The organism is Fischerella major NIES-592, assembly GCF_001904645.1.
In the GTDB taxonomy this organism is placed as follows: Bacteria; Cyanobacteriota; Cyanobacteriia; order Cyanobacteriales; family Nostocaceae; genus Fischerella; species Fischerella thermalis.
Window position 1 is genome coordinate 1 of record NZ_MRCA01000011.1, and the last position, 26413, is coordinate 26413.

Here is a 26413-nt window from a genome sequence, read left to right on the forward strand (position 1 = left end):
GACTTAGCTAGTGGCGATGTTGCTCCTGTTGCATTGACTGCTCCTGCGATCAACGGCTAATTGTTAATTCATGACGCAACAACCGCGTCAAACTAAATAAACTCAGAGGCGCTCTCTAAAGGGGGCGCTTTTGAGTTTATAACCTGGTAATCGGTAATGGTAAAAACCAATGACCAACACCGAAGCATTACTTGATATTACTTATATTACTTGAGTTCAATACTCGTAAAATTGATTTCTTGGCAGACGAAAAATTAGGTGCAAGATCTCAGTTAGCAATTTTTGCTGATGTTCCCTTATGGGATCGCACTTTTTGCTCTAGTTAGTAATAAAACAAAATCAACATTATTTTTTGTGTTGAAAATGTAGTGAACTACTAAATAGGACTTACGCAGTGGTTACGGTAAAACGAACCGCAAAGGACACAAAGAACGCAAAGGAAAGAGGCTTTTAGAGGTTTTTTGCGTAAGTCCTCCTAAATTATTTATGAAAGATAAAATCTCCGACTTTGCAAGAGTTGTTGGAGATTTGAGGTTGGTAGCTGGAGAATTAATTGATACTTAATTTATATTTAAAATTTACTTAATTTTGCTTTTAAGTTTAATTAATCTAAAATTAAGAGACTGATATAGTTACACAAAAAATTAAATCAAAAATTATCTAAATTACTTAAGGATATTAGGTTAAGTCGAAAAAATATTCAGAAGTAATAAAACTAACATGACCAAATCTAAAGAGATAGCCAAAGCTATAAACTTCAACGACTCACAGTATTACTTTAATCGTGAATTAAGTTGGTTAGAGTTCAATCGTCGAGTTTTGCATGAGGCGTTAGATCACCGCACTCCTTTACTCGAAAGGCTTAAATTTACGGCTATCTTTAGTTCTAATTTAGATGAATTTTTCATGGTTCGTGTGGCAATACTTAAAGATCAAGTGCAAGCACTCCTAAGCCAACGAACTCCAGATGGACGCACGCCACAGGAACAATTAGAAGCGATCGCTCAACTTTTGCGTCCAATGGTGGTAGAACAACATCATCTGTTTGAGAAGGTGCTACGCAAAGAAATGGCATCTCACGGTATCCATCTTCTCAATTATCCGGACATCACTAGAGAACAGCGTTTTTACCTAGAAGAATTATTTAAACAACGAATTTTTCCGGTTCTTACACCTCTAGCTGTAGATCCGAGTCATCCCTTCCCTTTGATGGCAAATCTCAGTCTCAACTGGGCGGTAGTTGTCAAAGATCCAGTTACAGGAGAAGAAAAGTTTGCTAGAGTTAAAGTCCCCAATATTCTGCCTCGATTTATTGCCTTACCCAAAGAATTAGAAACACAAAACGGCAAATTAAACCATTGGACTGGTATACCAATTGAACAGGTAGTAGCTCATAATTTAGATGCCTTGTTTCCAGGCATGATCATTAAAGAATATCACCTGTTTCGATTGACTCGTAAGGCTGACATCTCAGTAGTAGAAGAAGAAGCAGATGATTTGCTACTAGCAATTCAACAAGAATTACGCGGGCGACACTTTCGTGGTTCTGTAGTGCGGTTGGAAATTCAACCATCAATGCCCAAATCTGTGCGAAAGATGCTGATGCAAGAAATGGAACTGTCTGCAAGTGATATCTATGAAATAGATGGTTTAATCAATTTAAAGGATTTAATGTCTTTCATGGCTTTGCCATTGCCTGAACTTAAAGACAAACCTTGGATACCTGTAATTCCATCTCGTCTGCGTCATTTTCATCAACCAAGTAATATTAGTCAATTAGACGAAGCAGAAAATATTTTCTCTGTTATTCAGCAAAATGATTTGCTAGTACATCATCCCTACGAATCCTTTAGTGCTTCTGTAGAACAATTTATCGCCCAAGCTGCCCGTGATCCTCAGGTACTGGCGATCAAAATGACACTTTATCGCACTTCTGGGGATTCTGAAATTGTGAGTTCGTTGATTTCTGCGGCAGAAAGTGGTAAACAAGTTGCTGCCCTTGTAGAATTAAAAGCCCGTTTTGACGAAGAAAATAATATTAATTGGGCCCAGAAACTAGAAAAATCCGGTGTACATGTCGTTTATGGATTGGTAGGATTGAAGACTCACACCAAAATAGTGCTGGTAGTACGTCAGGAAGGAGAGAGGATTTGCCGTTACGTCCACATCGGTACTGGTAACTACAATCCCAAAACAGCCAAATTATACACTGATTTAGGACTGCTGAGTTGCCGAGAAGAATTAGGCGCAGATTTAACAGATTTATTCAATTACCTAACTGGCTATTCTTGTCAGAATTATTACCGCAAGCTACTAGTGTCCCCCGTAACTATGCGCGATCGCATGATTGCCCTGATTCGCCGTGAAATCGAACATAGCCAAAACGGAAAAAAGGGTCGGATCATCGCCAAAATGAACTCCTTGGTAGACCCCCAAATCATTGCTACCTTGTACGAAGCATCACAAGCTGGTGTAGAAATTGACTTGATTATTCGGGGTATATGCTGCTTACGTCCCGGTGTTCCCGATGTCAGCGCAAATATCCGCGTCATTAGTATTATCGGTCGCTTTTTAGAACATTCGCGAATTTTTCACTTCCACAACAATGGACAGGATGAAATATATATCGGTAGTGCTGATTGGATGCCTCGCAACCTAGATCGAAGGGTGGAAGCCGTGACACCAGTGGAAGATCCAAAGATTTTACAAAACTTGCAAAACATTCTGGAAATCATGCTGGCAGACAATCGCCAAGCTTGGGAACTAAAATCAGATGGTTCTTATGTCCAGCGACATCCTGGCAAAAATGAACCAGAACGTCATACCCAAAATATACTCATGGAAATGGCATCAAAATCATGAAAAATCAGAGATGGTAAACAACAAACTCCCAATTAAATAAAATATACAAATTATCTATATTATTAGTCATCCAAAGTTGGTAGATGCCGAGTTGCCGGATTTTTGAGTACTGCAAATTTGCTACACAATTTATTTGTTGATTCTCAAGGAAAAGGCTAAATTTTCAAGGATTTAGAGGCTATGAAACCTGTTGCCAATATCGATAAGCTGTATATGCCATCGTCACAACCCCAGTGACGATCGCTGATTCATCGATTTCAAATTGGGGATGGTGTAGTGGGTAGTTAATAACCCTATCTTTAAAACCTACACCTAAACGAAACATACTACCAGGAGAGCGTTCTAAATATACAGAAAAATCTTCTGCACCCAGAGACGGTTCGGATAAAACTTGCACGCGATCGCTTCCCCAAGCTTCTTCTGCGGATGATTGCAATAACTGTGTCAGGAAGTAGTCATTTTGGACACTAGGAATACCCTGGCGATAGTTGACTTGATATTTTGCACCGTAGGAATTACAAACACTAGCAACTATTCTTTCAATCCAGTTGGGTAAGTTAGCACGGGTTTCAGGATGGAGTGATCGTACTGTTCCTAACAATTGGACTTTATCAGCTATTATATTCGGCGCTCTACCACCGTTTATTTTTCCTATGCTCAATACTACCGGACGCAAAGGATTCTGGGTGCGGCTAATTGCTTGCTGTAGTGTGGTGATAACTTGCGAAGCTATCCAAATAGCATCTATTGCTTCGTGGGGACGAGCGCCATGACCTGATTCGCCCATAATAATAATCTCTAAATCATCAGCCGCCGCCGTCAACGCACCATAACGTACACCAATTGAACCTGCGGGGATAGAAGGGAAAACATGAATACCCAATATACCACTAACTTGATCCATTGCCCCATCTGCTACCATCCAGCTTGCCCCCTGGGCAATTTCTTCGGCTGGCTGAAATAAAAATCGTACCTTCCCAGAAATCTCCTCGGCCATTTGAGCCAAGATCATGGCAGTTCCTAAACCAACTGTGGTGTGAACATCATGACCACAAGCGTGCATAATACCTTCTATACGGGAGGCGAATTCTAAACCACTACGTTCCTGTATGGGCAAAGCATCCATATCAGTACGAATTGCCAAGATCCGTTTATCCTCGCCTGTACCTTGTAATTCTCCAATTACACCTGTTTTACCTACTCCTTCTTGTACATGCAGTCCACTGGAAGATAAAACTCCAGCAACAAACGCGGCTGTTTGGTACTCTTGACCACTTAGTTCTGGATGAGAGTGGATGTGACGACGAATTTCTATTAGGCGCGGAGCTATGGTTGTTGCTAAATCTTTAATACGGCTAAGCATTTTTCAATTATTTTAGAGTCTTTAGTTTAATGATAAAGAAGTGTTAACCGACCAATAACTTTTAGCCCACACCAATAAGTGTTACTGAGCCAAGTTATTGTAAAATAATTGACAAATACTTTTACATTGAAAGTACTGCACAGTCAAGAGTAATTTAGCTCGTTCTCGGTATTTAGCTCTTGACTATGCCAATTTTAGATTTTGTGAAAAGCATTTCGGAGCTAGGCGACTAAAAGTCGCAGCTACACACACAAAACCTACCTTCGTGGGTTAAACTCCTTGATTTTGAGTTGATCCACGTAGGCGGACGCGTGTTTGTTTGTATAGCCGCAATTCCTAATTGTAGGGCTAGGTGCTTTTCAAGACAGCTATTCATAGGTGATTTGCCCACAATGAGCATATGAAAATATGATTCTTCCTACACCCCTACAACCACTTTCAAGCCAGTTATCAGTGTCACTCTGCAAAGCAGGTCGAGCCATTGATATTGTTATTGTTAAATTTATTACACTGCCCCGCTGAGAAACGCTGTAAAGACCACCAATAAGGCTTATTAGAAGTGATCACACCATTAGGTAGAGTGGTGACTCGGAAGTTTGCGCCTCGATAATTAGTCAATTGTTCTCTAGCACCTTTAAGGTTCGCACCTTCTAGATTCGCACCAATAAAACCAGTAAAACTCAGATTTGTATTGTCCAAGGATGCTGCTTTTAGGTACGCTCCTGTAAAGGAAGTCCCTGTGAGATTCGCTCCGGTTAATGTAGCACTTTCCAGATTAGCACTTGTGAGATCGGCATTTGTGAGATTAGCACCAGTTAAAATAGCTGTTTTTAAGTTAGCCCCGCGTAAATTTGCTCCAGTCAAATTCAATCTACTTAAGTCAGCACCACTTAAATCACACCGAGGACAAGAACCTGTTGCTTTTAACTGGTCTAAATCTAGTTGATTAAAAGCAAAAGCCTGGTTTGTTAATCCTATAAAAGTTAACAAAGTCGCTGTGGCAATAATCTGGCATTTCATGTTTTTTACAGTATTTATAAAGTTGAGAATTCACTTAGGTGATGTATTGTTATCATTATATGACTGATGCAAAAATTTATCGGTATAAAGCAGATATCAAGGAACTGTAAAAGTACTGTAAAATCTCACAATTTCCCTGGTCAAAACCAGACAAAGTTCATAGAATGAAAATATCAAACTTTATACTGAAACTCTATAGGCAACGAAAATATTACATTCCCCCAAGCTGAATTAAACAATAGGCAAGGGGGAATTCTTATTTTTGGTATGAAAATTTACAGGGATAGAGGACTGGGGTGATGGGGGCTAGGGATCCCCACTTTGTGGAGTTGGGGGGCAATGGGGAGAATAATATAGTAACTAATTCCCCGTTGTCCTCCTTGTCTCCCTTCTCCGATCCCTAATCGCTTGTCAATAACGCCAGCCCAACAAGCGCAATCCAGGCACAACTAGGTAATGACTCACTCCCAACCAAAAACTAACCACAACGCCTACAAAACCAAAAAAACCTATTTTCCACAATAATTCAGGCCAATGATGGGTAGCGCTAAAAAAATCGTTGAATATGGTCGGTGGTAGCCCCACATAAAGCAAAAATGCAAACGGTAGCGCTGTGCCGAAAGCAGTAACCACAGCATGAACTAGATGATGGCTACGCAGACCTAAGCCTAGAGTAAGCAATGAAACTGCGGCTAAAATCAATGCTACTAATCCTTCACCATCTTCTTTTGGTGTAATTAATTGCAGAATGAACCAGCCAAATCCATAACCAAAAATTCCCATCAGTGATGCCACTAAAAACCGTCGTCGCTGACCATAGCCTCCGGCTGTCACTATTCCCCATGCAGTACCAAACCCAGCACCAGCAAACAACAGGATCTCTGATCCCGATATAGACTGACTGTTCCCTAGCAACAGCGATAACTGACTAGACAACAATTCGCCAAATTCTTTTCCCCATTCTGTGCGATAGGCTAAAACATAACCAGAAAAAGTACCCGCAGCAGCGCCAATACTGGTGAGAATCATTGTCCAAATTGTATCCAGACAGGCTCGGAAAACTTGAGCGATCGCACCGAATACGAAAAGAATAATTTGAACAATGCTTTGAGCAAAATTAACAACAGAGTTTTGAATTTGTTTTCTAAAATCAGATAAAAATCCCAGAATCGGAGATGATTTAGTGTTGGCGATCGCTACAGTTACACTACCAGTATTTGTTCCAACACGATTTGGTAGTGCCTGAACAATCTGTGTCAAACGTCTTTGAAGAATCGCCGTATTTGCTGGACGCGATCGCGCTTCTTCCTGCATCATTTCATCTAGCAAATCTGCTAATTGCGGGTCAACATTACGTTGCGATCGCCAGTGCAACTCGCCTGTTAAGGGATCTTCTAAGTCCACCGGATGCTTACCCGTCAACAACTCAATCATTGTCCGCGCCAAAGCATAAAAATCAGCACTAGGTTCAACATGACCACCCAGCACTTGTTCCGGTGGACTGTAACCAGAAGAAAACAACTTTGTAGATCGTGGTTGAGAACCAATATTGGCTGCACCAAATTGTTTTGCTCCACCAAAATCAATCAGTACCAGCTGACTCTCCCATTCCCCCCGTTGAGAAGGGGGAGTACGCAGCATCAAATTAGAAGGCTTGATGTCACGATGAATAATATTGCGTTGATGCAAGTGGTGTAAAATTTCCACAGCTTGACTTAACCAGTTCAACACCAACTCTGGTGGACATCCTTGAGGATATTGCTTGTATAGTATTTCCTCCAAAGTCTGACCATGAATTTTTTCCATCACCAAACAAGGCAAAGTCTGTTGTCCCTTACCATGAACCCAAATGCGTTGAAAATAACCATCTGGATCAACCCTGGGAACACCTGGATGTCGCAACTTGCTTAAAACCGCTGCTTCTTGGGCAAACAATTCTCGTGCTTTCGGTGATTCTTCCACCAACACTTTCAGCACTTTTTCTGTTTGTGTCTTTTGATCCCAAACTGTGTAAATTTGGGCAAAACCTCCCGATCCCAAACGCGCTGTCGGGACATAACGGTCTATCAGCTGTAGGGGCGCACCACAGCAACTACAAAATTTGTGTCCCCAAAGCTGGGGATAGGGACGCTGACAGTCTGGATTGATGCAGTGAATTTCACTAGTGTTGAACACAACCGCTCAAAGACAATGGCTGATGTTGATTATAATCAGGAGCCGGTGTAATGGGGATAGAGGAAAAGGGATTGAATTGGGGATCGGGGATTGGGGACAAGGAGGACAAAGGGGAATTAGTGACTATATTATTCTCCCCATCTCTCCACCTCCCCACACTCCCCATCTCCCCACACTCCCCACACTCCCCACACTCCCCACACTCCTCACACTCCTCACACNTCCTCACACTCCTCACACTCCTCACACTCCCCATCTCCCCACACTCCCCACACTCCTCACACTCCTCACACTCCCCACACTCTCCACACTCCCCACACTCCCCACACTCCTCACACTCCCCACCTCCCCAGTCCCCACCTCCGGTCCCTAACAACTAAACCCATCCCAGGCTATGGGAAAAGTATGTTCTAAGACGGAACAAAAGTCTTGATTGTTGCTGTTGGTTTCCTCGTCCAAGACTTTAACGACCTTGTTATAAATTTCTTCTGCTTGTTGAGGAGAATCGCCAATGCTAGTTAAACCTAGCTTGCCAAATTGGGAAAGACAACCCATCAGATGAAAAACTGTGCCTGTTTCTGTGCCAGTGTCAAAGTGCAGCCTGTGATGGGCGATGATGTCCATTAAGTCGTTGGGTAAGAGTCCTTGATAACGGTCTTTTTGGAGGTTGTCGGTGGCGATGTAGTATTTAGGACGTCCTTGCTGGGAGTAAAACAAGCCTGTGGAAAAGTCGTAACGACCGTTAGTTAATAGTTTTAAGGTCATAAAGGGGTGGGTGGTTCCGCCTTTACGTAGGTTAATTTCTATTGCTTGCATATCCCATTGTCCATTGCCTTGGTCAACAGCGATAAAATCGACGCCAAACCGTTCGAGTGCGCCTTTTTCTGCAAGTTTCATCCCAATTTTGGTTCCTAACAGTTGTAGCTGTAGACGATAAGTTTCATCCGCAGGAAATCGACAACCAAGGTAAACTTGTCCGTCAGGACCGCCAAGAATTTGGTCATGGGTAGAAAGAATTTCTACTTCGCCAAGAGGTGTGATCCGTCCTTGGACACTGGGCGATCGCTTGACTTCACCCTCGACAAACGCTTCTACAATTGCCCCTAACTCACCAATCCGTCCCGAAAAGTTTTCCCATGTTTCTTGGCTAGCTTGAAAACGGATATGGGGTAGGCGATCGCTAATCGCTGCTAAGCGTTCGCCATGGGAACCACCAGGAGGTGCAATATGCGCAATTGGTCTTAAGTCTAATAGGGCATTTCCTTCTCCCGATATGCCTTCGTTCAGCTTGACCACCATTCTTTTTAAGTTTGGCTGGCGTTCCCACAACTGCACGGCTGCTTCTTCCAAATCGGCAACACTCTTAACTAAATCACTGCCATCTGGATGTGGCACTCCGGTTTCTGCAAATATTTGACGGCTACCACTTTTTGTTCCCCAGGCCTGTAATTGTGGTGCAGCAGCATACAGTGGTACACCCAATTTTACAGATAACTCTGCTTCTAATGGTGTGGAATTGTAGCATATCATAAATGATTTGTCTAGCCTTAAGGCTTGACGAATGCGATGGAGCAAGCGGGGACGTTCTAAAATTTTTTGACTGAGGGGTTTTAAGGAAGAATCATAGGTGGATAGTAATAGCAAGCGATTGCGGGCATGGGAAAATGGGATTCCCGGCAACAGCTGTAAATAATAGTCGATAATACTAGGGTGCAAAGGCACAGATGTCACGTAGATGAGACGATTGCGGGGATTCCACAAACGAATAAGTGAGAACAATAATCGCTCTTCGTAGTGTTCGTAACCTTCGACTTTTCTAAGTTCTCGCTGATCGATGCTAAGAGAGGGAACAACTAATATATCTACATCACTGCTTTCGGTAGGGCCTTCAATACTTTGCCAGCGATCGCGTAAAGTTAACTGAAGAAATTCAAATGAGTCAGTTTGCTCTAAATTAGTAATGTTAAATATTTGCATAATTTTACCCCTGCTTTGCTCCTTCAGAGGGATTGCTTAATTTCAGATATATCCTAAGGAATAATTGATTGCGATTGTATGCAACACTTCTTTGAAATCGTTTGGTTGATTGCTGAAATTTTACGATGTTGCACCTAAAATTTCCGTGAAAATTAGATATTGGTTATTGGGATCAATATATAGTGAATCATCCATTAATCAGACCTAAAAAACAAGAGTTAAGTTTATTGCTTAAGTTATACATATAAGAAATAATTTTGCCTGCATAAATTTACTTCTCAATATTGAAAGCAGATGATTCCCAGTATCAGGGAAGTGGCAAATTAAAAAATAAAGTGGCACTAATTACAGACGGAGACAGTGGTATTGGGCGTGCTGTAGCGATCGCTTTTGCAAAAGAAGGTGCAGATGTAGCGATCGCTTATCTAAATGAACATGATGATGCTAAAGAAACTAAACATTTGGTGGAAGCACAAGGACAAAAGGCAGTTACTATTTCTGGCGATATTGGTGATGAAACCTTTTGTCAGCAGGCTATCCAACAGACAGTTGTTTGTTGTTTGGATGAAAACAATCAACAACCAACAATCAACAAATTCATTTACCTTTCATTTGAGAGATGAGCTAGCCTTGAACAATTGATAATATAACAAAAAAGGTTGAAATCAATAAAAACTGTCTATTATGTCATCTAAAACACGTTTACATGGTACGGAATTAGTAGATTGTGCTAGAGCAAATGCCAAGCAGGGAATTGAAACTGCTGCTTATCAGTGTGGCTATGGTGATGATTTGAATACCTTTGCCCAAGAATTAAGAAAAGCTTGTGAAGAAATGAATTTGCAAGCTAAAGAACTTACTCATCTGATTATTGATCAAGACATGATGCTGAATTTGGGTGAAGGTGAAATTGTAGCGCCTGATAGCGATTCACAACTTTAACAGTTATCAGTTATCAGTTATTGATTTTATAATTTTGATAACTGTTAGCTGGCTTAACATTTGACCTAAAACATCCTGTTTGCAACTCATACATTTAAGATCACTCTTGCTAGATTGAAGTAAATTAATACACCTAAGACATCCACTGCTGTAGTTATAAATGGTGCTGACATCAACGCCGGATCTAAACGAAATAGGCGAAACAAAAACGGTAGTGCGGAACCGGAAACAGAAGCCAAAACCGAAATTGCTACAAGACTGCTACCAACTGCGATCGCTACTGGTAAATTCTTTTGCAGAAAGAAAGCCCAGATAGTGGCGATCGCACCTAGCATGATTCCCAGCAACGCACCCGCCAACCCTTCGCGGACAACCACTTGCAACGGACCTCCCAGGGCGCGAATTTCTTCGGTATGCATCCCGCGAATAACGACTGTGGAAGATTGAGCGCCGACATTACCACCTGTACCCGTCAACAGGGGAATAAACGCCGCTAACACGACCACTTTTGCCAAAATATCTTCTTGGGACTTAATAATTGTGCCGGTGATCGTGTTGGTGATCAGCAAAACAAACAACCAAAGTACCCGCTTACGAGCCACTGTCAGCAAATTAGCCTGGAAATAGCTGTCACCGTCAGATTGCACACCACCACCCACAGTATAGATATCTCTGGTGTTTTCCTCTTGTAAAATATCAATCACATCATCAACGGTAACAATACCCACAAGCCGATCTTCTCGGTCTACCACAGGTACAGCTAAAAAGTCATATCTTTGGATCAATCTGGCTACTTCTTGTTGATCCGTATCTGTATGGACAGACAGGACATCGCGAGTCATGATCTCGCCTATTATCTGCTGTGGTTGAGCTGTCACCAACTCGCGCAGCGATAAAATTCCCGTCAAGCGCCTAGCTGCATCGGTGACGTAAAGATAGTAAATCATCTCGCTAGCATTGGCTAAGCTGCGAATCCGCTCTAGAGTTTCTGCGGCGGTAAAATTTTCTTTCACAGAGATCAACTCCGGGGTCATAATTCGTCCAGCAGTACCAGCTTCGTAACCCAACAGTTGCGCTGTAGATTCCCGTTCGGCTGGACTCAGTTGTTCTAACAGACGCTTGACAATTTTTGCTGGTAACTCATCGAATAACTTGGCTCGGTCATCCGGTGACATTTGCTCGACAATCTCGCGGACTTCCTGACTTCTGAGTTCTTCTATTAATCGTTCTTGTACACTGTAGTCAAGATATTCGTAAACTTCGATCGCCTCATCTTTGGAAAGTAAGCGAAAAGCGATCGCGTGCATTGCTTCTGGTAATCCTTCTATAGCCTCAGCAATATCTACAGGCTGCACGGGGACTAAAATAGCTTTAGCTCCACGTAAGTCTCCTACTTCCAACAAACTTTGTAATTGCGCTCGCACTAGATCCCGCAATTCCCTGCGTGACACATCTTGGAGAGTAGAGGAGTTAATATTTGGAGTTTGCATAGTGACAACGAAGGTGATGCGATTGTGTATAGTTTGCCCAATTTCAACATGGGAAAATAGATTTTACATTGATCCCGGATTTTGCGATCGCAACCACTTTCACAGATCCAATTTGAATCAAACAACCCCCAGTAAAGGGGAAAGTGGGAATGGGAAAAAATAAATTTATTGAAAGCGGCGGGAAACCCTATCTCCTCGTGGGTGGGGAGGAAAGCCGCCCCGCCGCTTTGGTAATAGGTAATGGGTAATGGGTAATGGGCAGAAATATCGACATTCAACATTTCTGATGCAGACAACCTTACTATTATCTGTCTTTCAACGCAGGCAGGTGGTTAGCGATCGCCTATTTCTTTCTGATTCATTCCATGCATTTTATGCCTATTTTGTCAATGCGTAAGTCCCGAAATAACCATTACCCTTCGGGTTCGCTACTTTGCCATCTCGGCATAAGCCAAGACGGCAAGTAGTCTCACCAATTACCCATTACCCATTACCTACTGACAACTTTTTGATAACGGCTGAAAAACCTCTGCTAGAATTGCAACTTAATACTTTCTTTGAACAACTCTCAAAAGGGCTGTAAAATGTTCCTGCAAAATGGTTAATTGATCTGAGTCGATGGAAAAGGCAGTTAATTGTGCTTTCATCATCGCTTGTTGTTGGCTTGCCAAACAATATTCTCTCGAGGTAGTTTAAAGAGTGTCAATCTAATAACTGCGTAAAAACACCATTTTTAATGTAGAGGTGAAAAATCTTGAGTTATTATTTTTCCGTAAGTCTTCTTTAAAACTTAATATTTGTGTATATAAGAACTTAGAGATCATATTAAATTCATCATGTCAATATGGTTAAGACTCCCTATTTACTTCACCCCTCAGTGCTAATTGTGATATCTAAAAATTTATATCTACTTCTTAATTTGTTTTTATATCTTAGGGTATATGACTTATTCATAAAGTTATGGAAAAATTTATTACCTTCTAACACTTAGTAAAAATGGTTGCTATTGATAGATCGGTTTTAAACTAAGCAATACTCCTTAAAATACTTAGAATTGATAAAGAAATCAAATAGAAAATGAAATACTTCTAAAATTTACACTTACGTCTTTCTACTCTTGCTAAACTGACAAATCTTATCTAAATATGGTTTAGCGATCCTGAAGCTAGTTTATTTATTAGTAATCTCAAACCTGCTTACTGAAGTTAAATAATACCTGTGCCTGTGCCTAAACTGCCTTCTGAACCTACCGACAGTAATAGTAGTGCCACAACAGATGTTACTCCAGTTGTGGCGCTGAAAGAACTCGTGGCAAGGCTGCACCGGGAGCAAAACAAAATCCAAGATTTGCTAAGTTCTTTAGGATTTGCCCTGAGAAGCTTCAATAACTTAAACCAGTTTTTGGAGTTAATCCCGCTAATGGCAACAAGAGTAACAGACGCAGATGGTAGCGCCCTGTTTCTCTACAAACCAAATGGTCAAGTTAGGCTAGAACAGCTACACTGGCAGGACAGTCGCCAAAGAAAAAATATCCGTAAAGCATTAGAGACAGTAAGTAGTCAAATTACACATCAGCAAAATGTATCTGGGCTAGCAACTACCACCAGTATTTTAGACGCCCAGATGCATTACCATTTGGGACCGGATGTACAAATCTTTGGTACGGCAATTCTAGTCAAGCATTTAGAAAGGGGATGGCTTTATGTTTTAAGCCGCGATCCTGACTATGGATGGACAGAAACCAGACAAAAGTTAGTTAGATTAGTCGCAGATCAAACGGCAGTCGCAATTGAAAACGATGAATTGGCTGTAGAACTAAGGAAAAAAGAACGCTTAGACCAAGAATTAGAAATTGGTGCCGAGATTCAACGGCGATTATTACCACGTCAATGCCCCAGTATTCCGGGAGTAGTTCTGGCTGCACGCTGTAAACCAGCAAATCGTGTAGGTGGAGATTACTACGACTTTGTTCCTACCAATCACAACTTAATTTTGCCGCCCAATGCCAGAGAAACTGCGGAATCTAGTCGTTGGGCTTTGGTAATTGGTGATGTGATGGGAAAAGGAGTCCCCGCAGGTCTGATTATGACTATGATGCGGGGAATGCTACGGGGTGAGGTGCTGCATAGTAACACCCCAGCACAGATTTTGCAAAACTTAAATCGAGTCATGTATGCGGATTTAGAAAATTCTAACCGCTTCGTCACCTTGTTTTATTCAGAATATGACCCGAAAACCAAACTGTTATCCTACAGTAACGCAGCACATAACCCTCCCATGTGGTGGCACGCCAGTACGAAAACAGTGACGCGTTTGGATACTCTGGGCATGTTAATTGGTTTGGATGCTAATAGCCAATACGAAAATGGTCAAGCACGGTTAGAGCCAGGAGATACAATTATTTACTATACAGATGGCTTGACCGATGCCGCAGCTGCCAGTGGCGATCGCTTCGACGAAGAAAACCTCGTTCGTGAATTCAGCCTTGCTTGTAGATATTGTAATGGCCCAGAAGAAATACTAGATTACTTATTTGAGCGAGTGCAACAATTCATCGGTGCTGAAAAACAGAACACCGATGATATGACGTTGGTAGTATTGCAAGTTAGTAATTAGTTAGTTGTTAGTTGTTAGTTGTTGGGTGTTTGTTCCAACCAACAATCAACAATCAACATTAAAATACTGTCGTCCACCCTTCCTCTTGAGTATCTTTCTTGGTGTAGGAAACACCATCCACTTTAATACCTTCTTGATTGAGAAGAGATATGGTTCCACCTTTGTTGGAAAACTGAACATCTTTTCCACTCAAAGGCACTTTTACAACTCCACCAGGTTCAATTTTGAATCCATCTAAACTGGCTTTTTGTTTGAGTTGGTTAACGATCGCCCAACCTGTTAAATCTACTTTTTTCGGTGAAGGGTTAATTAAAGTGATTGATTCTTTGCCGAAATCTTCTCCACTAGGATTAAGTAGGGCAGCAATAATTTTTACCTGTGGCTTGACTACTGGAGTATCCGGTATTTCTGGTTCAGCTCCCACATTTTGATCGATGGGATTACCTGTTTTGTCATCCGTATGGAAAGACTGAGATTGGAATGCAAAAAAGGCAGCAACCCAATACTCTTGGGAACTAGATTTATAGTGAATTAATAACGCTCCATCTTGATAAACCCCATTATCCTTGGTAAATCTACCACTGCTGCCTTGATTCATGTGTATGTCATGAACGCCTCTACCTGGTTGGAAACCAAATATTTTATCAGGCTTATCTTCTGGTCCCCAGGGTTCACCAAAAACGTAGATATCAGCTTTCGTTTCAATTGCCCTTTGAATATATGAGTCAATAAACTCATTGAGGTCGTTATTTTCTCCAGGAACAGTATAGGGCAAAGCTTTCATCTTATTGACTTTAAACAAATTGCCCCGGATGTAATCCAGGGCAATTCCTCCAGCTTGTCTTTGAGAAACTTCAATTTTGTTGAACCCAAAGTCTAATTTTTTCAGCTTTTCAGTAATGTAGTGTTCAAAATTGCTATCGATTAAGTACAACAAATCATAGGGTTGCTGAACAGACCGAACGTTGATTGCTAAGCGATAGTTAAACTTACCGTCTTTGGCATGTACTTGATAGTGTGGAGTATCATCGTCTAGTTCCATCTTGCCAGCGATCGCATGACACTTTAATACACCGTAATCTTTCAAACCCATAAATCTTGTCCTTGTGATGAAAATGACTAAGTTTTTTGTGTTGCTTACGTTTAGTGATCAGCAATCAAGTCTTATATCTAGTTTTGGAATAGCAAAGAGCGATCACTATTCCAATAACGGTTTCAGATTTTACTCTGTTTTTTTATTAGTAACCTGAGTATTGAAATTAGTTAATCGTATTATTAATTACAATTGTTTACTTGTTTTTACATCATTATCCCAAATCATAACTTGCAATGATCAAACACAGCAGTACCCCCAACGGGTAACATTTATCGAGCAAAAAGAGTTCACCAGAGGGGCTAGGGTTTTTAAACACAACTTGGTATCAGTTATGGAAGCATCAGTTGCTTAATTTTTTTCAAAACTTAACAATATTTAGGACGATTTGCGAACACAGTATAAAAAATTGGCAACATTAGCAAAATACAGACAACAATAGCGATAGCTAGACGTGGAGTTCTGCTAAGCCTATGCAGCCAATTCGTACATTCAATGTCTCACCTTCTTTGCCTGCGCGACTCGAACCACTACGCAAGCTGGCATACAACTTACTTTGGGATTGGAACGTTGAAACTAAAGATTTATTTCGCCGTTTAGATCCTGATTTATGGGAATCTAGCCGTCATAACCCTGTCTTGATGCTAGGAACCATCAGCCAAGCACGGTTGTTAGAAGTAGTGGAAGATGAAGGCTTTTTGGCACAAATGGATCGTGCAGCTTTGCAGATAGAAGATTATCTCAAAGAACGCACTTGGTATGAGAAAACGAGGGACAAGGGATCGGGAACAAAGAACTGGGGACAAGGAAGTAATTCTTCTCCTTCGTCTTTCCCTAATTCCCAATCGCCGATCCCTAATACCCGATCCCCGGAATGCTACGCCTATTTTTCTGCTGAGTTTGGACTTGTGGACTGTTTGCCTATCTATTCAGGGGGGTTGGGTGTACTGGCTGGAGATCATTTGAAATCTGCCAGTGATTTAGGACTTCCCCTGGTTGGTGTGGGTTTGCTGTACCAGCAAGGCTATTTTGCCCAGTATTTAAATGCTGATGGCTGGCAACAAGAGCGTTACCCGATTAACGACTTTTATAATATGCCTTTGCATCTAGAACGCAACCCGGATGGTTCAGAACTGCGAATTACAGTGGATTATCCAGGGCGCACAGTCTATGCTAGGGTTTGGCGTGTGCAAGTGGGAAGAGTGCCATTGTACATGCTGGACACCAATATTGAACCCAACAATCCTTATGATCACGACATTACAGATCAACTGTATGGTGGTGATATTGATATGCGTATCCACCAGGAAATAATGTTGGGTATTGGTGGCGTTAGGATGCTGAAAGCGTTGGGGTATAACGTCACCGCTTACCACATGAATGAAGGACATGCAGCGTTTTCTGCCCTAGAACGTATCCGGATTTTAATTCAAGAACAAGGGCTGAGTTATATTGAAGCGAGGCAGGTGGTAGCTTCTACAAATATATTTACCACCCATACACCAGTACCAGCTGGAATCGACTTGTTCCCACCAGATAAAGTTTTGCACTATTTGGGACACTATGCAGAAATTTTTGGTTTAAGTAAAGACGAATTTTTAGCGTTGGGACGAGAGAGTACGGGTGATTTATCTTCGCCTTTTAGTATGGCAGTGCTAGCGCTGAAGATGGCAACATTTTCTAATGGTGTGGCGCAGCTGCACGGTACGGTGTCAAGACAGATGTTCAAGGGTTTGTGGACTGGTGTACCAATCCAAGAAGTGCCAATTACTGCTATTACTAACGGTGTTCATGCCCGTAGTTGTGTAGCTAAATCAACTCAAGAGTTATACGATCGCTATTTAGGTCCAAATTGGTCATCAGCACCAGTGGATCATCCCCTGTGGGACCGGATGAACGCTATCCCCGATGAAGAGTTGTGGCGAAACCACGAACGCTGTCGCTTGGATATGATTTTGTATGTGCGGGAGCGCTTAGTCAAACATTTACGCGATCGCGGTGCATCTCCTAGCGAAATTGCCCAAGCCCAAGAAGTCCTCGATCCTTACGTTTTAACGATTGGCTTTGCCCGTCGCTTTGCCACCTACAAACGTGCTACTTTATGGATGCGTGATATAGAACGCATCAAGCGGATTTTATTAGGTAACAAAGACCGCAAGGTACAATTTGTCATTGCTGGTAAGGCACACCCTAAAGATATTCCTGGCAAAGAACTTATCCGCGAAATTAATCATTTCATCCGCGAAAATAATTTGGAAAAACAGATTGTGTTTGTTCCAAATTATGATATATATATTGCCCGGTTGATGGTGGCAGGTTGTGATGTCTGGTTAAACACACCCCGTCGCCCCCGAGAAGCCTCTGGTACTAGTGGCATGAAAGCAGCGATGAATGGATTGCCAAATTTAAGTGTACTTGATGGTTGGTGGGATGAAGCGGATTATGTCCGCACTGGTTGGGCAATTGGCCACGGGGAAATTTACGATGATCCCAATTATCAGGATGAAGTAGAAGCAAACGCTCTGTATGACATCTTAGAAAAAGAAGTCGTAGCGTTATTTTATCATCGCGATGCGGACGGTTTGCCCAGACGCTGGGTAGCCAAAATGAAAGATGCTATCCGATTAAATTGTCCCTTATTTAACACTGCACGAATGGTGCGAGAGTATGCACAAAGAGCATATTTCCCTGCAAGCGATCGCTACCATATCCTGACTGGTGATAATTACGCTCCTGCCAAAGAACTGGCTGCTTGGAAATTAAATCTCGGTGAACATTGGTACAATATCACCATCAAAGATATTGATGTCTCTGTCGGCCCTGATATTGAGGTTAACCAAACTGTTACTGTTAAAGCCAAGGTTGATTTGGCAACTCTCACAAATAACGATGTACAGGTAGAACTGTATCAAGGTGCAGTAGATGCCAGTGGTGAGATTGTCAACGGTGTACCACTAGTAATGGAATACCAAGGAGAAGATGACCAAGGTTTAAGTATTTACAAGGCTGATGTTTTGTATACTACTTCTGGTTTGCAAGGATTATCTTTGCGTGTACTACCTAAACATAAGTACCTTTCTAGTCCTTATGAGCCAAGGTTAATTTTATGGGCACAGTAAGTAGTGACTAGGACGAGAGAAGGAGGATAAGGGAGAAAATTCCTCCCCCTCTCCCCGATCTCCTATCCTTTGGGGAACAACTATGTAACCTGTGGTGAGATCACCTAGTACTAGGTTACGTTGTTCTCCCCAATACCACCAATATGCTGCTACGTAAGCGCAGATTAAGCTATCTAGTTTGTCTTCGGCTGCTTTGAGTGCTGCGCCTTTGGTGGGGATTTGGGGGAGAAGTGAACCGCGAAGGCGCGAAGTACACGAAGAAGGTTCTAAGGTAGGTAGGGTTTGTGTAATGTGATTGTAGAGTTTGATCAGTTCTTGGCGGCGATCGCTCAGGCGTCCTTTTTTATACTTGAGGATGCGTTCTAGGTTGAAGAGATGGACTATGGCGGGGTGGGGAAAGACTTCGATTTGATATCTGCCGGGTTTTTGCGGTTCGATGGTGGGGGCGTGGGCGAAGCCACGAGATTCTAGCTCTAAGCCAAAGTTAATGGTGCGTTGGGCGAAGGGAAGATTCAAATTGGCGGGGTAGCAACCAGCGTGGTATTTACCGAAGTGTTTATGGGTGAGTTTGTCGGGGAGGCGGCTACCGGTGGCGTTGGGGATGAGAGTCGGGGCGTCGACGGCGATGACGGCACTTTCACCTGGTGGAACGCAAGTATCTACCCAGTTGAGGATGTCTGCAATTGCTTCTTTGCGATCTAAATCGAGGATTTGTAGTTGCTGATCTGCCCATTCTATGCAGCATAGTCCACTTGGTTGCGATTTCCAGCCTAAGTCAATGCCTAAAAATTTCATCGGTTTTATCACCAGGTTATTTTAACTGGATACTTTGCTATCAAAGGATCACAACTAACTAAAATTATATTTTCGATAGCGGTCAATATTCTTTTAGTAATACCCAATTGGTTAACTTTTCCAGCAAATAGACAGGGACAATAACGAGGACTCCTCATATTATTACCTATTTTATTTTGCAATAAACGTTGCAAAATTGTAATAAATTTGTTAAATTTAATTTATGTGATACCCCAAAAACAAAAAGCAGAACTTATAAAAAGCGATTTAGTGGCTGAAGAATTCGGTAGGCTGAACAACTACGCCATCGAACCTAACAATAACGTGATGGATCAGCTTCAGTTTGGCTTTAACTCAGTATGCAGAAAAATGAACGGAGACGTTAGCCATGATTGGTTTTGTTTCGTTCCTGGTTCTAGTAGTCCTGACTAAGCATACACAGGCTTCTAACAAATTGAGCTTCACTAGATATCCTCAACACTTTTGCAAAATATAAGGATGAAACTAATGAGAACTAATGTTGGCTTAACTAATCCCTCTCTGCTCAATCCCGTTGTCTTCAGATCCAGTTTCAATCACTTTGAGAAAATCAACGCAACTCAAGCTTGGTCACTGTTTTTCACTGGAGGTAAAGAAGATAAGGCACTGGGCTTAAGCTCCACAATAGGTCGTTTTTTCAACCTTAGCTTGATCGCGATCGCTATTGCAAGTATCTTCTGGACTTTCTGTCTGCGACCTTTTTAAACGAGCATGGAGACGAGAAGCAGAGTCATTACCAAAATTAACTCCCAGGAAACTGTTATGACCCAGACAAACATCACCTCGCCAATCAACGAAAACCATAAGCGCAATTCTTGGCTTTGGGGATTCACACCCCAAACTGAACTCTGGAACGGTCGTTTAGCCATGATTGGCTTTATATCTGCCGTCCTGATTGAAATGTTTTCCGGTCAAGGCTTCCTTCACTTCTGGAGTATTCTGTAAGTCAGCAGTTGCTGTAACAAGAATCAACAGGTTTATTTGAATCAATTGATGTAATTTCGTTCTGGAGATTTTGAAAAATGTCGTTTACTATCGAATCTGCACGCTCTATTTTTCCTGAAACTGAAGTTGTTAATGCAATTCCAGCTATAGTTGAATCATTCAATCAGCTCAGTGCTGAGGATCAGTTGGCTTTACTTTGGTTTGCCTATACCGAGATGGGAGTTACAATCACTCCTGCTGCTATGGGAGCAGCCAATATGGTCTTCGCAGAAAAAACCTTGACTCAAATCAAGCAGATGTCTGCTAGAGAGCAAACGCAAGTGATGTGCGATCTAATTAACCATGCTGACACTCCTATCTGCCGTACATATTCATCTTTCGGCACTAATGTCAAGTTGGGCTTCTGGTATCAGTTAGGCGAGTGGATGAAACAAGGAATCGTTGCTCCGATTCCAGAAGGTTATAAACTGTCTGCACAGGCATCAGATGTCCTCCAAACCATCCGTCAACTTGAAGGGGGTCAGCAACTCACCGTATTACAAAATATAGTCGTCAACATGGGGTATGCTCCAACAGTTAGCGCCCAAAAAGTTAAAGAACCTGTGCTTCCACCTAAAGATATCGCACCCCGAGCTAAAGTTAGCATTGAGGGCATCGACAACTTGACAGTCCTCAGCTACATGGAGAATATGAACGCCTTTGACTTCCAAGGGGCTGTGGCTTTATTTGCTGAAAATGGTGCCTTGCAACCCCCTTTCCAAGACCCAATTGTCGGTCAGGAGAACATCCTCGCCTATATGCGCGAAGAATGCTATGGACTCAAGCTCATACCAGAGCGGGGGATATCTGAGCCAGCAGAAGGAGGATTCACCCAGGTTAAAGTGACGGGTAAAGTGCAAACTCCCTGGTTTGGTGACAGTGTTGGCATAAATCTAGCATGGCGGTTCTTGCTCAATCCGCAAGGTAAGATTTTCTTTGTGGCAATTGATGTGCTGGCAACTCCCCAGGAACTACTTAACATGGGCTTTATCCAGTAGAACATGTTTAGATTGAAGAAGTCAGAGGTCAGAAGGTTAATTACAGGGGGATTCTGACCCCCTGTAATTGCATACCATTAAAGCTCTTAAACTGTGACTAAATCTTGTTCCACAGCATTAGGCATAGTCAGTGGATCAAATCCTAACTGCTGAGTAATGCGCTCTCTAGCTAAAATCCGATATTGCCAAAAATGTTCCCCAGCCGCACATAAACCCAAATACATATTCAGGAATTTAGGCTTACTACGTATAATTGCCCACAGCTGTTGCCAAAACTGAAGACGAATTTCCCGGCGTTGCCAACCTTGACGCCACAGTAACTGGATAACTAATCTAATCCCTTTTCCGGGAGGAAAATATACTGTTTGCTGGAGGTAGGGATTAGGTTTGATTTTGAGGCATTGTTCAAAACAACGTCGCAGATAGTTTTTGGGTTCGTACATTGTCCACATTGCCTCTACATATTCTCTGGCAACTTCAGCCATTGGACGAGTTGGGACAAAGTTCATTAAGGCATTTTGATCTCCCACCTCTTCACCACCGAAACCTTCTAATAATCGTTGCTCCTGTTTTAGTCTTTGCCACAGCGCTGTGTTGGGGACAGCTTGTAAAATTCCTAGCATGGGTTGAGCAATGCTAGTTTGTTCTACAAAGGCTTGAATCCGCTCACCCGCACCACTGCGTTCGCCATCGAAGCCAATGATAAATCCTGCATAAATAAGTAATCCAGCTTGATGGATTTTCTGACAGGCTTCTACTAAAGGATTGCGGGTATTCTGATACTTACGAGTTACTTGCAGACTGTCTTGATCGGGGGTTTCTATACCAAGAAAAACTGCGTAGAATCCAGCCTGAGCCATTAAATCCAATAACTCTGCATCTTCTGCGAGATTTACAGAAGCTTCAGTCCAAAAAGTAAAGGGATAATTGCGCTCCTTCATCCAAGGAATTAACTCTCGTAGCAGGCGTTTAACATTACGCTGATTGCCAATAAAGTTATCATCCACCATGAAGATTGAACCACGCCAACCTAAATCATAGAGAGTTTGCAGTTCTGCTAGAGTTTGACTTGGTTCTTTAGTACGGGGTTTGCGACCATAGAGATTGATAATGTCACAGAATTCGCAGTTAAAAGGGCAACCCCGGGAAAACTGAACTGCCATCATAAAATATTTATCCCGCTGGAGTAAATCAAAGCGAGGCATAGGACTTTGAGTCACATCTGGTTTTTCACTGGCGCGGAAAATACCTTGCTCTTGATTTTGGGCGATCGCTTCTAAAAATTGCGGAACTGTAATCTCCCCTTCGTCTAAAATTAGGTAGTTGGCTCCTGCATTGAGGGCAGCTTCTGGTATTGAAGTTGGATAAGGACCACCTACTGCTACTTTTTTCCCTAGTTGTGCCGCTTTCTGAATCTGGGCTAGAAAATCTTCTTTTTGGGCAATCATCGCAGAAAGAATTACAATATCACACCATTGCCAATCTGCATCCGTTTCTGAGCTAACATTGCGGTCATAAAACCGAATTTCCCATTCTGCTGGTAGCATAGCAGCGACAGTAATAATACCCAGTGGTGGGATAGATGCCTTTAATCCTGCGATTTTCATGAATTCATCGTAAGACCAAAAAGTTTTAGGAAAGCGGGGATAAAGTAACAATGCTTTCATAGTTGTAATTCTCTTATTCTGAAGCTTTGCTATGAATCCTGATTTCTGCATCTCCATTGCAGATATGCAGAAAAATCACATCTAGTCGTCTGTCTCCAGACAGATATTGAGAGTAAAAAGCAAATTTCCAGTCGTCAGGTTTTCAGCAATTTTACAATCTGCCAAATCAAAGTTTTTTTTGGTAAAACTACAAGGAATTAGGCAATACGAGCCACTGTAGTAAAGCTTTCATCAGCAAATACCCGATGAAAAAATAATCAATTACTTCTAAGGTTACTGCTAGTTTTTCTGAAAAGATTTTAAATTTTGTCTATTTTTATCAAGTAATTATACTAGCCCTTTGGTGGTGCGATCCTAAACAATAAGTTTTCTTTGTGCCTTGGCGTCTTTGTGGTGAAAAAATAAATTTTATTTAACCACCAAGACACTAAGACACCAAGTTGAATTAACAAAAAGCAGCAAGATGACGGTTACTGATCTCCAAATCTACGGAATTAGACCAGAAGGTATTATCGAACTTTCCACGTCAAGCAATTTTGGAATTTCGCAAAGGTAGAGGCTTGCAATATCCAAGATTGAATGAAGTATACGATAGTTTGTTTGCTATACTTCGACAGCTAGGGCAACCAACAGATGCTTAACTGGCACCAATGAGGGCTACCCTACAGGGACAAAGGAAGCATATTATCAAACTCAAATGTTTTGTCTCTGGCATATCCGCCTGTTGATTCCACAAGTGCTGACTTTGTTGCAGTAGCGATCACGCAAGAAATTGGGGTCGGGTATCGGCTTTCCTTTGATTCCCCAGTCCCCTTTTTGCCCATTTTTAAGTATCTTTGAAAAAAGTTAAAACTATTAATCCTACGTTATGTCTGTCAGGCAAAGAGTTCTTTCTGGTGTTCAACCAACTGGTAACTTACATTTAGGAAATTACTTAGGTGCGATTCGGAATTGGGTAGAAGGACAAAGCCAGTATGATAATTTCCTGTTTATAGCTGATTTACATGCTGTTACTTTACCACACAACCCGGCAGAACTAGCTAAAAATACTTATACCTTGGCTGCTTTATATCTAGCTTGTGGTCTTGATTTAACCCATTCCACGATTTTTGTACAATCTCACGTCCCTGCCCACACTGAACTTACTTGGTTACTCAACTGCATTACACCCCTCAACTGGCTGACAGATATGATCCAGTTCAAAGAAAAGGCTGTCAAGCAGGGTGAAAACGTGGGTGTTGGTTTGTTAGACTATCCTGTGCTGATGGCTTCTGATATTTTGCTCTACGAACCGGATAAGGTGCCAGTAGGGGAAGACCAAAAGCAGCATTTAGAACTAACACGGGATATTGTTAATAGGTTTAATTACTTATTCGCCAAGCCAGATCAACCAGTATTGAAGTTACCAGAACCTTTGATTCGTAAGGAAGGGGCTAGGGTCATGAGTTTGACGGATGGGACAAAGAAAATGTCCAAGTCTGATCCTTCGGAATTAAGCCGGATCAATTTGCTAGATTCAGCGGATGAAATTGCCAAAAAAATTAAGAAATGTAAAACTGATCCGACTCGCGGCTTAGAGTTTGATAATCCGGAGCGACCAGAGAGTAATAATTTGTTGACTCTGTATATGCTGCTGTCTGGCAAAACTAAGGAAGAAGTCACTACTGAGTGTCAAGATATGGGCTGGGGACAATTTAAGCCTTTGCTGACAGAAACAGTCATCAATGCCCTTAAACCTATCCAAGAGAAATATCAGGCAATAATGGACGACAGGGGCTATTTAGAGTCTGTTTTACGCCATGGAAAACATAAAGCAGAGGCTGTTGCTAACCAAACTTTAGCAAAAGTTAAAGCGGCAATGGGATACTCCACACCATTATGAGGTTTTCTGGGTAGGGTGAGTTGTGTTATAGCTGTACCCAAAGACAGAAATGCTCATTTTTATGCTGGATACTCAAAATCCAACTTCTTTAACTTCTTTTCGGACAGCAGCAAAAGCTGGTCAATTCCTGATTACCGCCGAGGTAGCACCACCAAAAGGCGGTAATCCAGAACACATGCTCAAAATGGCGGCGACCCTTAAGGGGAGGGTTCATGCTGTCAATATTACCGATGGCAGCCGGGCAGTTTTACGGATGTGTCCGGTGGTGGCATCGGCAATTTTATTACAACATGGCATTGAACCAATTTGTCAGATTGCTTGTCGCGATCGCAACCGCATTGGTTTACAAGCTGATTTAATGGGCGCTCATGCGCTCGGCATCAGAAATATCTTAGCCTTGACTGGTGATCCTGTGAAAGCAGGTGATCATGCTGACTGCAAGGGTGTTTTTGACTTAGAATCTGTGCGACTGCTGCAAGTCATACAAAAGCTGAATCATGGCGTTGATTACAACGATAAACCTTTAAATGATGGGGCACTAGATTTATTTCCTGGTGCAGCAGTTGATCCGCAATGTCCAAGTTGGTCAGGTTTGCAAAAACGATTTGAACGCAAATTAGAAGCAGGAGCCCAGTTTTTTCAAAGTCAATTAATTACCGATTTTGAAATCCTAGAAAAGTTCATGGATAAAATCGCTGCTGATTGTGGTAAGCCAATTTTAGCCGGAATTTTCTTGTTGAAATCGGCAAAAAATGCCCTATTTATTAATAGGTGTGTTCCCGGTGTAAATATTCCCCAACATATTATTGATAGATTGGCGCAAGCAAAAGATCCTTTAGAAGAAGGGATGAAAATTGCAGCGGAACAGGTACAAATTGCACAGCAATTGTGTCAAGGTGTCCATATGATGGCAGTGAAACGCGAAGATTTGATTCCGCAAATTTTAGAGATGGCTGGAGTGACACCAGTTAATCAAATGGTATCACTCTAAAATAATGGTTTCTCAGTTCAGATCCCCGACTTATTGAAAAAATCGGGTATCTATAATCCTTCACAATTAATGTGGTAAAACACTAGGTGAGCGTTCGCATTTTTTTGTTGATTGAAGAGAGTGCGATCGCTCTTTTTATTCCTCTATTGCTAAACTAGCAGAAGCACCGGATTGGTTTTATGTAGGGAATGTAACGCCCTTGCTCAATGGTCAAACACGGAGGTCTTATGTACTATGGCGAGAATATATTGCCCCCTTGATTGCTTTGGAGTTTGTCTGTGGGGATGGTAGTGAGGAACGTTTGGCTGAACAATTGCGATCGCTTGGGGTTGAACCAGAGGCTTAGTATTTTTGGACTGTGGCTTAAAGGTGCGATCGCCCCAGCAAGCTATAATCTCAA

Annotated in this window: 18 protein-coding genes and 2 pseudogenes; 12 read left to right on the plus strand and 8 right to left on the minus strand. The window is 41.9% G+C overall.

What is annotated here, in order from left to right; translation table 11 throughout:
• Positions 1–720: 720 nt before the first annotated feature.
• Entirely contained in the window at positions 721–2862 is a 2142-nt protein-coding gene (gene ppk1, locus NIES592_RS17775; RefSeq protein ID WP_073556449.1) for a polyphosphate kinase 1, read from the plus strand.
• A 178-nt stretch (positions 2863–3040) separates the two neighbouring features.
• Here the strand turns inward: ppk1 and NIES592_RS17780 are convergent, their stop codons facing one another.
• From NIES592_RS17780 to NIES592_RS17800, 4 genes are all read right to left on the minus strand, one after another.
• Complete coding sequence (locus NIES592_RS17780) at positions 3041–4225, minus strand: M20 family metallopeptidase (RefSeq protein WP_062250132.1); 1185 nt, start codon at positions 4223–4225, stop codon at positions 3041–3043.
• Between the two features lie 456 nt (positions 4226–4681).
• The gene (locus NIES592_RS17785; protein ID WP_009459404.1) at positions 4682–5245 is read right to left on the minus strand and encodes a pentapeptide repeat-containing protein; all 564 of its coding nucleotides are present in this window, start codon (positions 5243–5245) and stop codon (positions 4682–4684) included.
• Between the two features lie 411 nt (positions 5246–5656).
• Positions 5657–7420, minus strand: a complete 1764-nt coding sequence (locus NIES592_RS17790; RefSeq protein ID WP_073556450.1) for a serine/threonine protein kinase — start codon at positions 7418–7420, stop codon at positions 5657–5659.
• A gap of 369 nt (positions 7421–7789) precedes the next feature.
• A complete protein-coding gene (locus NIES592_RS17800; protein ID WP_073556451.1) occupies positions 7790–9397 on the minus strand; it encodes a peptide ligase PGM1-related protein in 1608 nt (535 codons plus the stop codon).
• 287 nt (positions 9398–9684) lie between these two features.
• On the opposite strand from NIES592_RS17800, the pseudogene NIES592_RS17805 reads away from it, so the two are divergent.
• Both NIES592_RS17805 and NIES592_RS17810 read left to right on the plus strand, forming a co-directional pair.
• A pseudogene (locus NIES592_RS17805) lies at positions 9685–9948 on the plus strand (SDR family NAD(P)-dependent oxidoreductase); the annotation flags it as partial.
• Between the two features lie 133 nt (positions 9949–10081).
• Positions 10082–10339: a hypothetical protein gene (locus NIES592_RS17810; RefSeq protein WP_073556452.1), complete on the plus strand. Its 258-nt coding sequence runs from the start codon at positions 10082–10084 to the stop codon at positions 10337–10339.
• A gap of 86 nt (positions 10340–10425) precedes the next feature.
• Here NIES592_RS17810 and mgtE read toward each other — a convergent pair whose 3' ends face one another.
• Positions 10426–11829, minus strand: coding sequence for a magnesium transporter (gene mgtE, locus NIES592_RS17815; RefSeq protein ID WP_073556453.1), 1404 nt, complete (start codon positions 11827–11829; stop codon positions 10426–10428).
• Positions 11830–12076: 247 nt separating this feature from the next.
• Here mgtE and NIES592_RS25595 point away from each other — a divergent pair, with 247 nt between their 5' ends.
• Both NIES592_RS25595 and NIES592_RS17820 read left to right on the plus strand, forming a co-directional pair.
• Complete coding sequence (locus tag NIES592_RS25595; RefSeq protein ID WP_218600602.1) at positions 12077–12226, plus strand: hypothetical protein; 150 nt, start codon at positions 12077–12079, stop codon at positions 12224–12226.
• Positions 12227–13047: 821 nt separating this feature from the next.
• Positions 13048–14445, plus strand: a complete 1398-nt coding sequence (locus NIES592_RS17820) for a PP2C family protein-serine/threonine phosphatase (RefSeq protein WP_071846787.1) — start codon at positions 13048–13050, stop codon at positions 14443–14445.
• A 58-nt stretch (positions 14446–14503) separates the two neighbouring features.
• On the opposite strand, the gene NIES592_RS17825 is transcribed toward NIES592_RS17820, so the two are convergent.
• Positions 14504–15538 (minus strand): DUF2278 family protein, encoded by a 1035-nt coding sequence (locus tag NIES592_RS17825; protein WP_009459395.1) that lies wholly within the window; start codon positions 15536–15538, stop codon positions 14504–14506.
• A gap of 473 nt (positions 15539–16011) precedes the next feature.
• On the opposite strand from NIES592_RS17825, the gene glgP reads away from it, so the two are divergent.
• Complete coding sequence (gene glgP, locus NIES592_RS17830) at positions 16012–18657, plus strand: alpha-glucan family phosphorylase (RefSeq protein WP_062250142.1); 2646 nt, start codon at positions 16012–16014, stop codon at positions 18655–18657.
• Here the strand turns inward: glgP and NIES592_RS17835 are convergent.
• Entirely contained in the window at positions 18643–19452 is an 810-nt protein-coding gene (locus NIES592_RS17835) for a DUF429 domain-containing protein (RefSeq protein WP_073556454.1), read from the minus strand. The two genes, glgP and NIES592_RS17835, sit on opposite strands and share 15 nt — an antisense overlap.
• A gap of 507 nt (positions 19453–19959) precedes the next feature.
• On the opposite strand from NIES592_RS17835, the gene NIES592_RS17845 reads away from it, so the two are divergent.
• The 3 genes from NIES592_RS17845 (at position 19960) to NIES592_RS17855 (ending at position 21473) form a co-directional block, all read left to right on the plus strand.
• Positions 19960–20196 (plus strand): hypothetical protein, encoded by a 237-nt coding sequence (locus NIES592_RS17845; protein ID WP_009459390.1) that lies wholly within the window; start codon positions 19960–19962, stop codon positions 20194–20196.
• Positions 20197–20253: 57 nt separating this feature from the next.
• Positions 20254–20436 (plus strand): high light inducible protein, encoded by a 183-nt coding sequence (locus NIES592_RS17850; RefSeq protein ID WP_009459389.1) that lies wholly within the window; start codon positions 20254–20256, stop codon positions 20434–20436.
• 77 nt (positions 20437–20513) lie between these two features.
• Positions 20514–21473 (plus strand): orange carotenoid-binding protein, encoded by a 960-nt coding sequence (locus tag NIES592_RS17855; RefSeq protein ID WP_073556455.1) that lies wholly within the window; start codon positions 20514–20516, stop codon positions 21471–21473.
• An 86-nt stretch (positions 21474–21559) separates the two neighbouring features.
• On the opposite strand, the gene NIES592_RS17860 is transcribed toward NIES592_RS17855, so the two are convergent.
• Positions 21560–23140 (minus strand): B12-binding domain-containing radical SAM protein, encoded by a 1581-nt coding sequence (locus tag NIES592_RS17860; protein ID WP_062250149.1) that lies wholly within the window; start codon positions 23138–23140, stop codon positions 21560–21562.
• An 868-nt stretch (positions 23141–24008) separates the two neighbouring features.
• On the opposite strand from NIES592_RS17860, the gene trpS reads away from it, so the two are divergent.
• The 3 genes and pseudogenes from trpS to NIES592_RS24660 all read left to right on the plus strand — a co-directional run.
• A complete protein-coding gene (gene trpS, locus NIES592_RS17865) occupies positions 24009–25022 on the plus strand; it encodes a tryptophan--tRNA ligase (RefSeq protein WP_073556456.1) in 1014 nt (337 codons plus the stop codon).
• A gap of 49 nt (positions 25023–25071) precedes the next feature.
• Positions 25072–26013: a methylenetetrahydrofolate reductase gene (locus NIES592_RS17870; protein ID WP_039990947.1), complete on the plus strand. Its 942-nt coding sequence runs from the start codon at positions 25072–25074 to the stop codon at positions 26011–26013.
• A gap of 151 nt (positions 26014–26164) precedes the next feature.
• Positions 26165–26314 (plus strand): annotated as a pseudogene (locus tag NIES592_RS24660) (Uma2 family endonuclease); the annotation flags it as partial.
• Positions 26315–26413 lie beyond the last annotated feature (99 nt).

Bases quoted from the DNA above. Each gene is read 5' to 3' on its own strand.
- mgtE (WP_073556453.1), bottom strand. From the start codon at position 11,829: ATGCAAACTCCAAATATTAACTCCTCTACTCTCCAAGATGTGTCACGC.
- NIES592_RS17870 (WP_039990947.1), top strand. From the start codon at position 25,072: ATGCTCATTTTTATGCTGGATACTCAAAATCCAACTTCTTTAACTTCT.
- glgP (WP_062250142.1), top strand. From the start codon at position 16,012: ATGCAGCCAATTCGTACATTCAATGTCTCACCTTCTTTGCCTGCGCGA.
- NIES592_RS17800 (WP_073556451.1), bottom strand. From the start codon at position 9,397: ATGCAAATATTTAACATTACTAATTTAGAGCAAACTGACTCATTTGAA.
- ppk1 (WP_073556449.1), top strand. From the start codon at position 721: ATGACCAAATCTAAAGAGATAGCCAAAGCTATAAACTTCAACGACTCA.
- NIES592_RS17810 (WP_073556452.1), top strand. From the start codon at position 10,082: ATGTCATCTAAAACACGTTTACATGGTACGGAATTAGTAGATTGTGCT.
- NIES592_RS25595 (WP_218600602.1), top strand. From the start codon at position 12,077: ATGGGTAATGGGCAGAAATATCGACATTCAACATTTCTGATGCAGACA.
- NIES592_RS17845 (WP_009459390.1), top strand. From the start codon at position 19,960: ATGAGAACTAATGTTGGCTTAACTAATCCCTCTCTGCTCAATCCCGTT.
- NIES592_RS17860 (WP_062250149.1), bottom strand. From the start codon at position 23,140: ATGAAAGCATTGTTACTTTATCCCCGCTTTCCTAAAACTTTTTGGTCT.
- NIES592_RS17785 (WP_009459404.1), bottom strand. From the start codon at position 5,245: ATGAAATGCCAGATTATTGCCACAGCGACTTTGTTAACTTTTATAGGA.
- NIES592_RS17825 (WP_009459395.1), bottom strand. From the start codon at position 15,538: ATGGGTTTGAAAGATTACGGTGTATTAAAGTGTCATGCGATCGCTGGC.
- NIES592_RS17780 (WP_062250132.1), bottom strand. From the start codon at position 4,225: ATGCTTAGCCGTATTAAAGATTTAGCAACAACCATAGCTCCGCGCCTA.
- trpS (WP_073556456.1), top strand. From the start codon at position 24,009: ATGTCTGTCAGGCAAAGAGTTCTTTCTGGTGTTCAACCAACTGGTAAC.
- NIES592_RS17835 (WP_073556454.1), bottom strand. From the start codon at position 19,452: ATGAAATTTTTAGGCATTGACTTAGGCTGGAAATCGCAACCAAGTGGA.
- NIES592_RS17855 (WP_073556455.1), top strand. From the start codon at position 20,514: ATGTCGTTTACTATCGAATCTGCACGCTCTATTTTTCCTGAAACTGAA.
- NIES592_RS17850 (WP_009459389.1), top strand. From the start codon at position 20,254: ATGACCCAGACAAACATCACCTCGCCAATCAACGAAAACCATAAGCGC.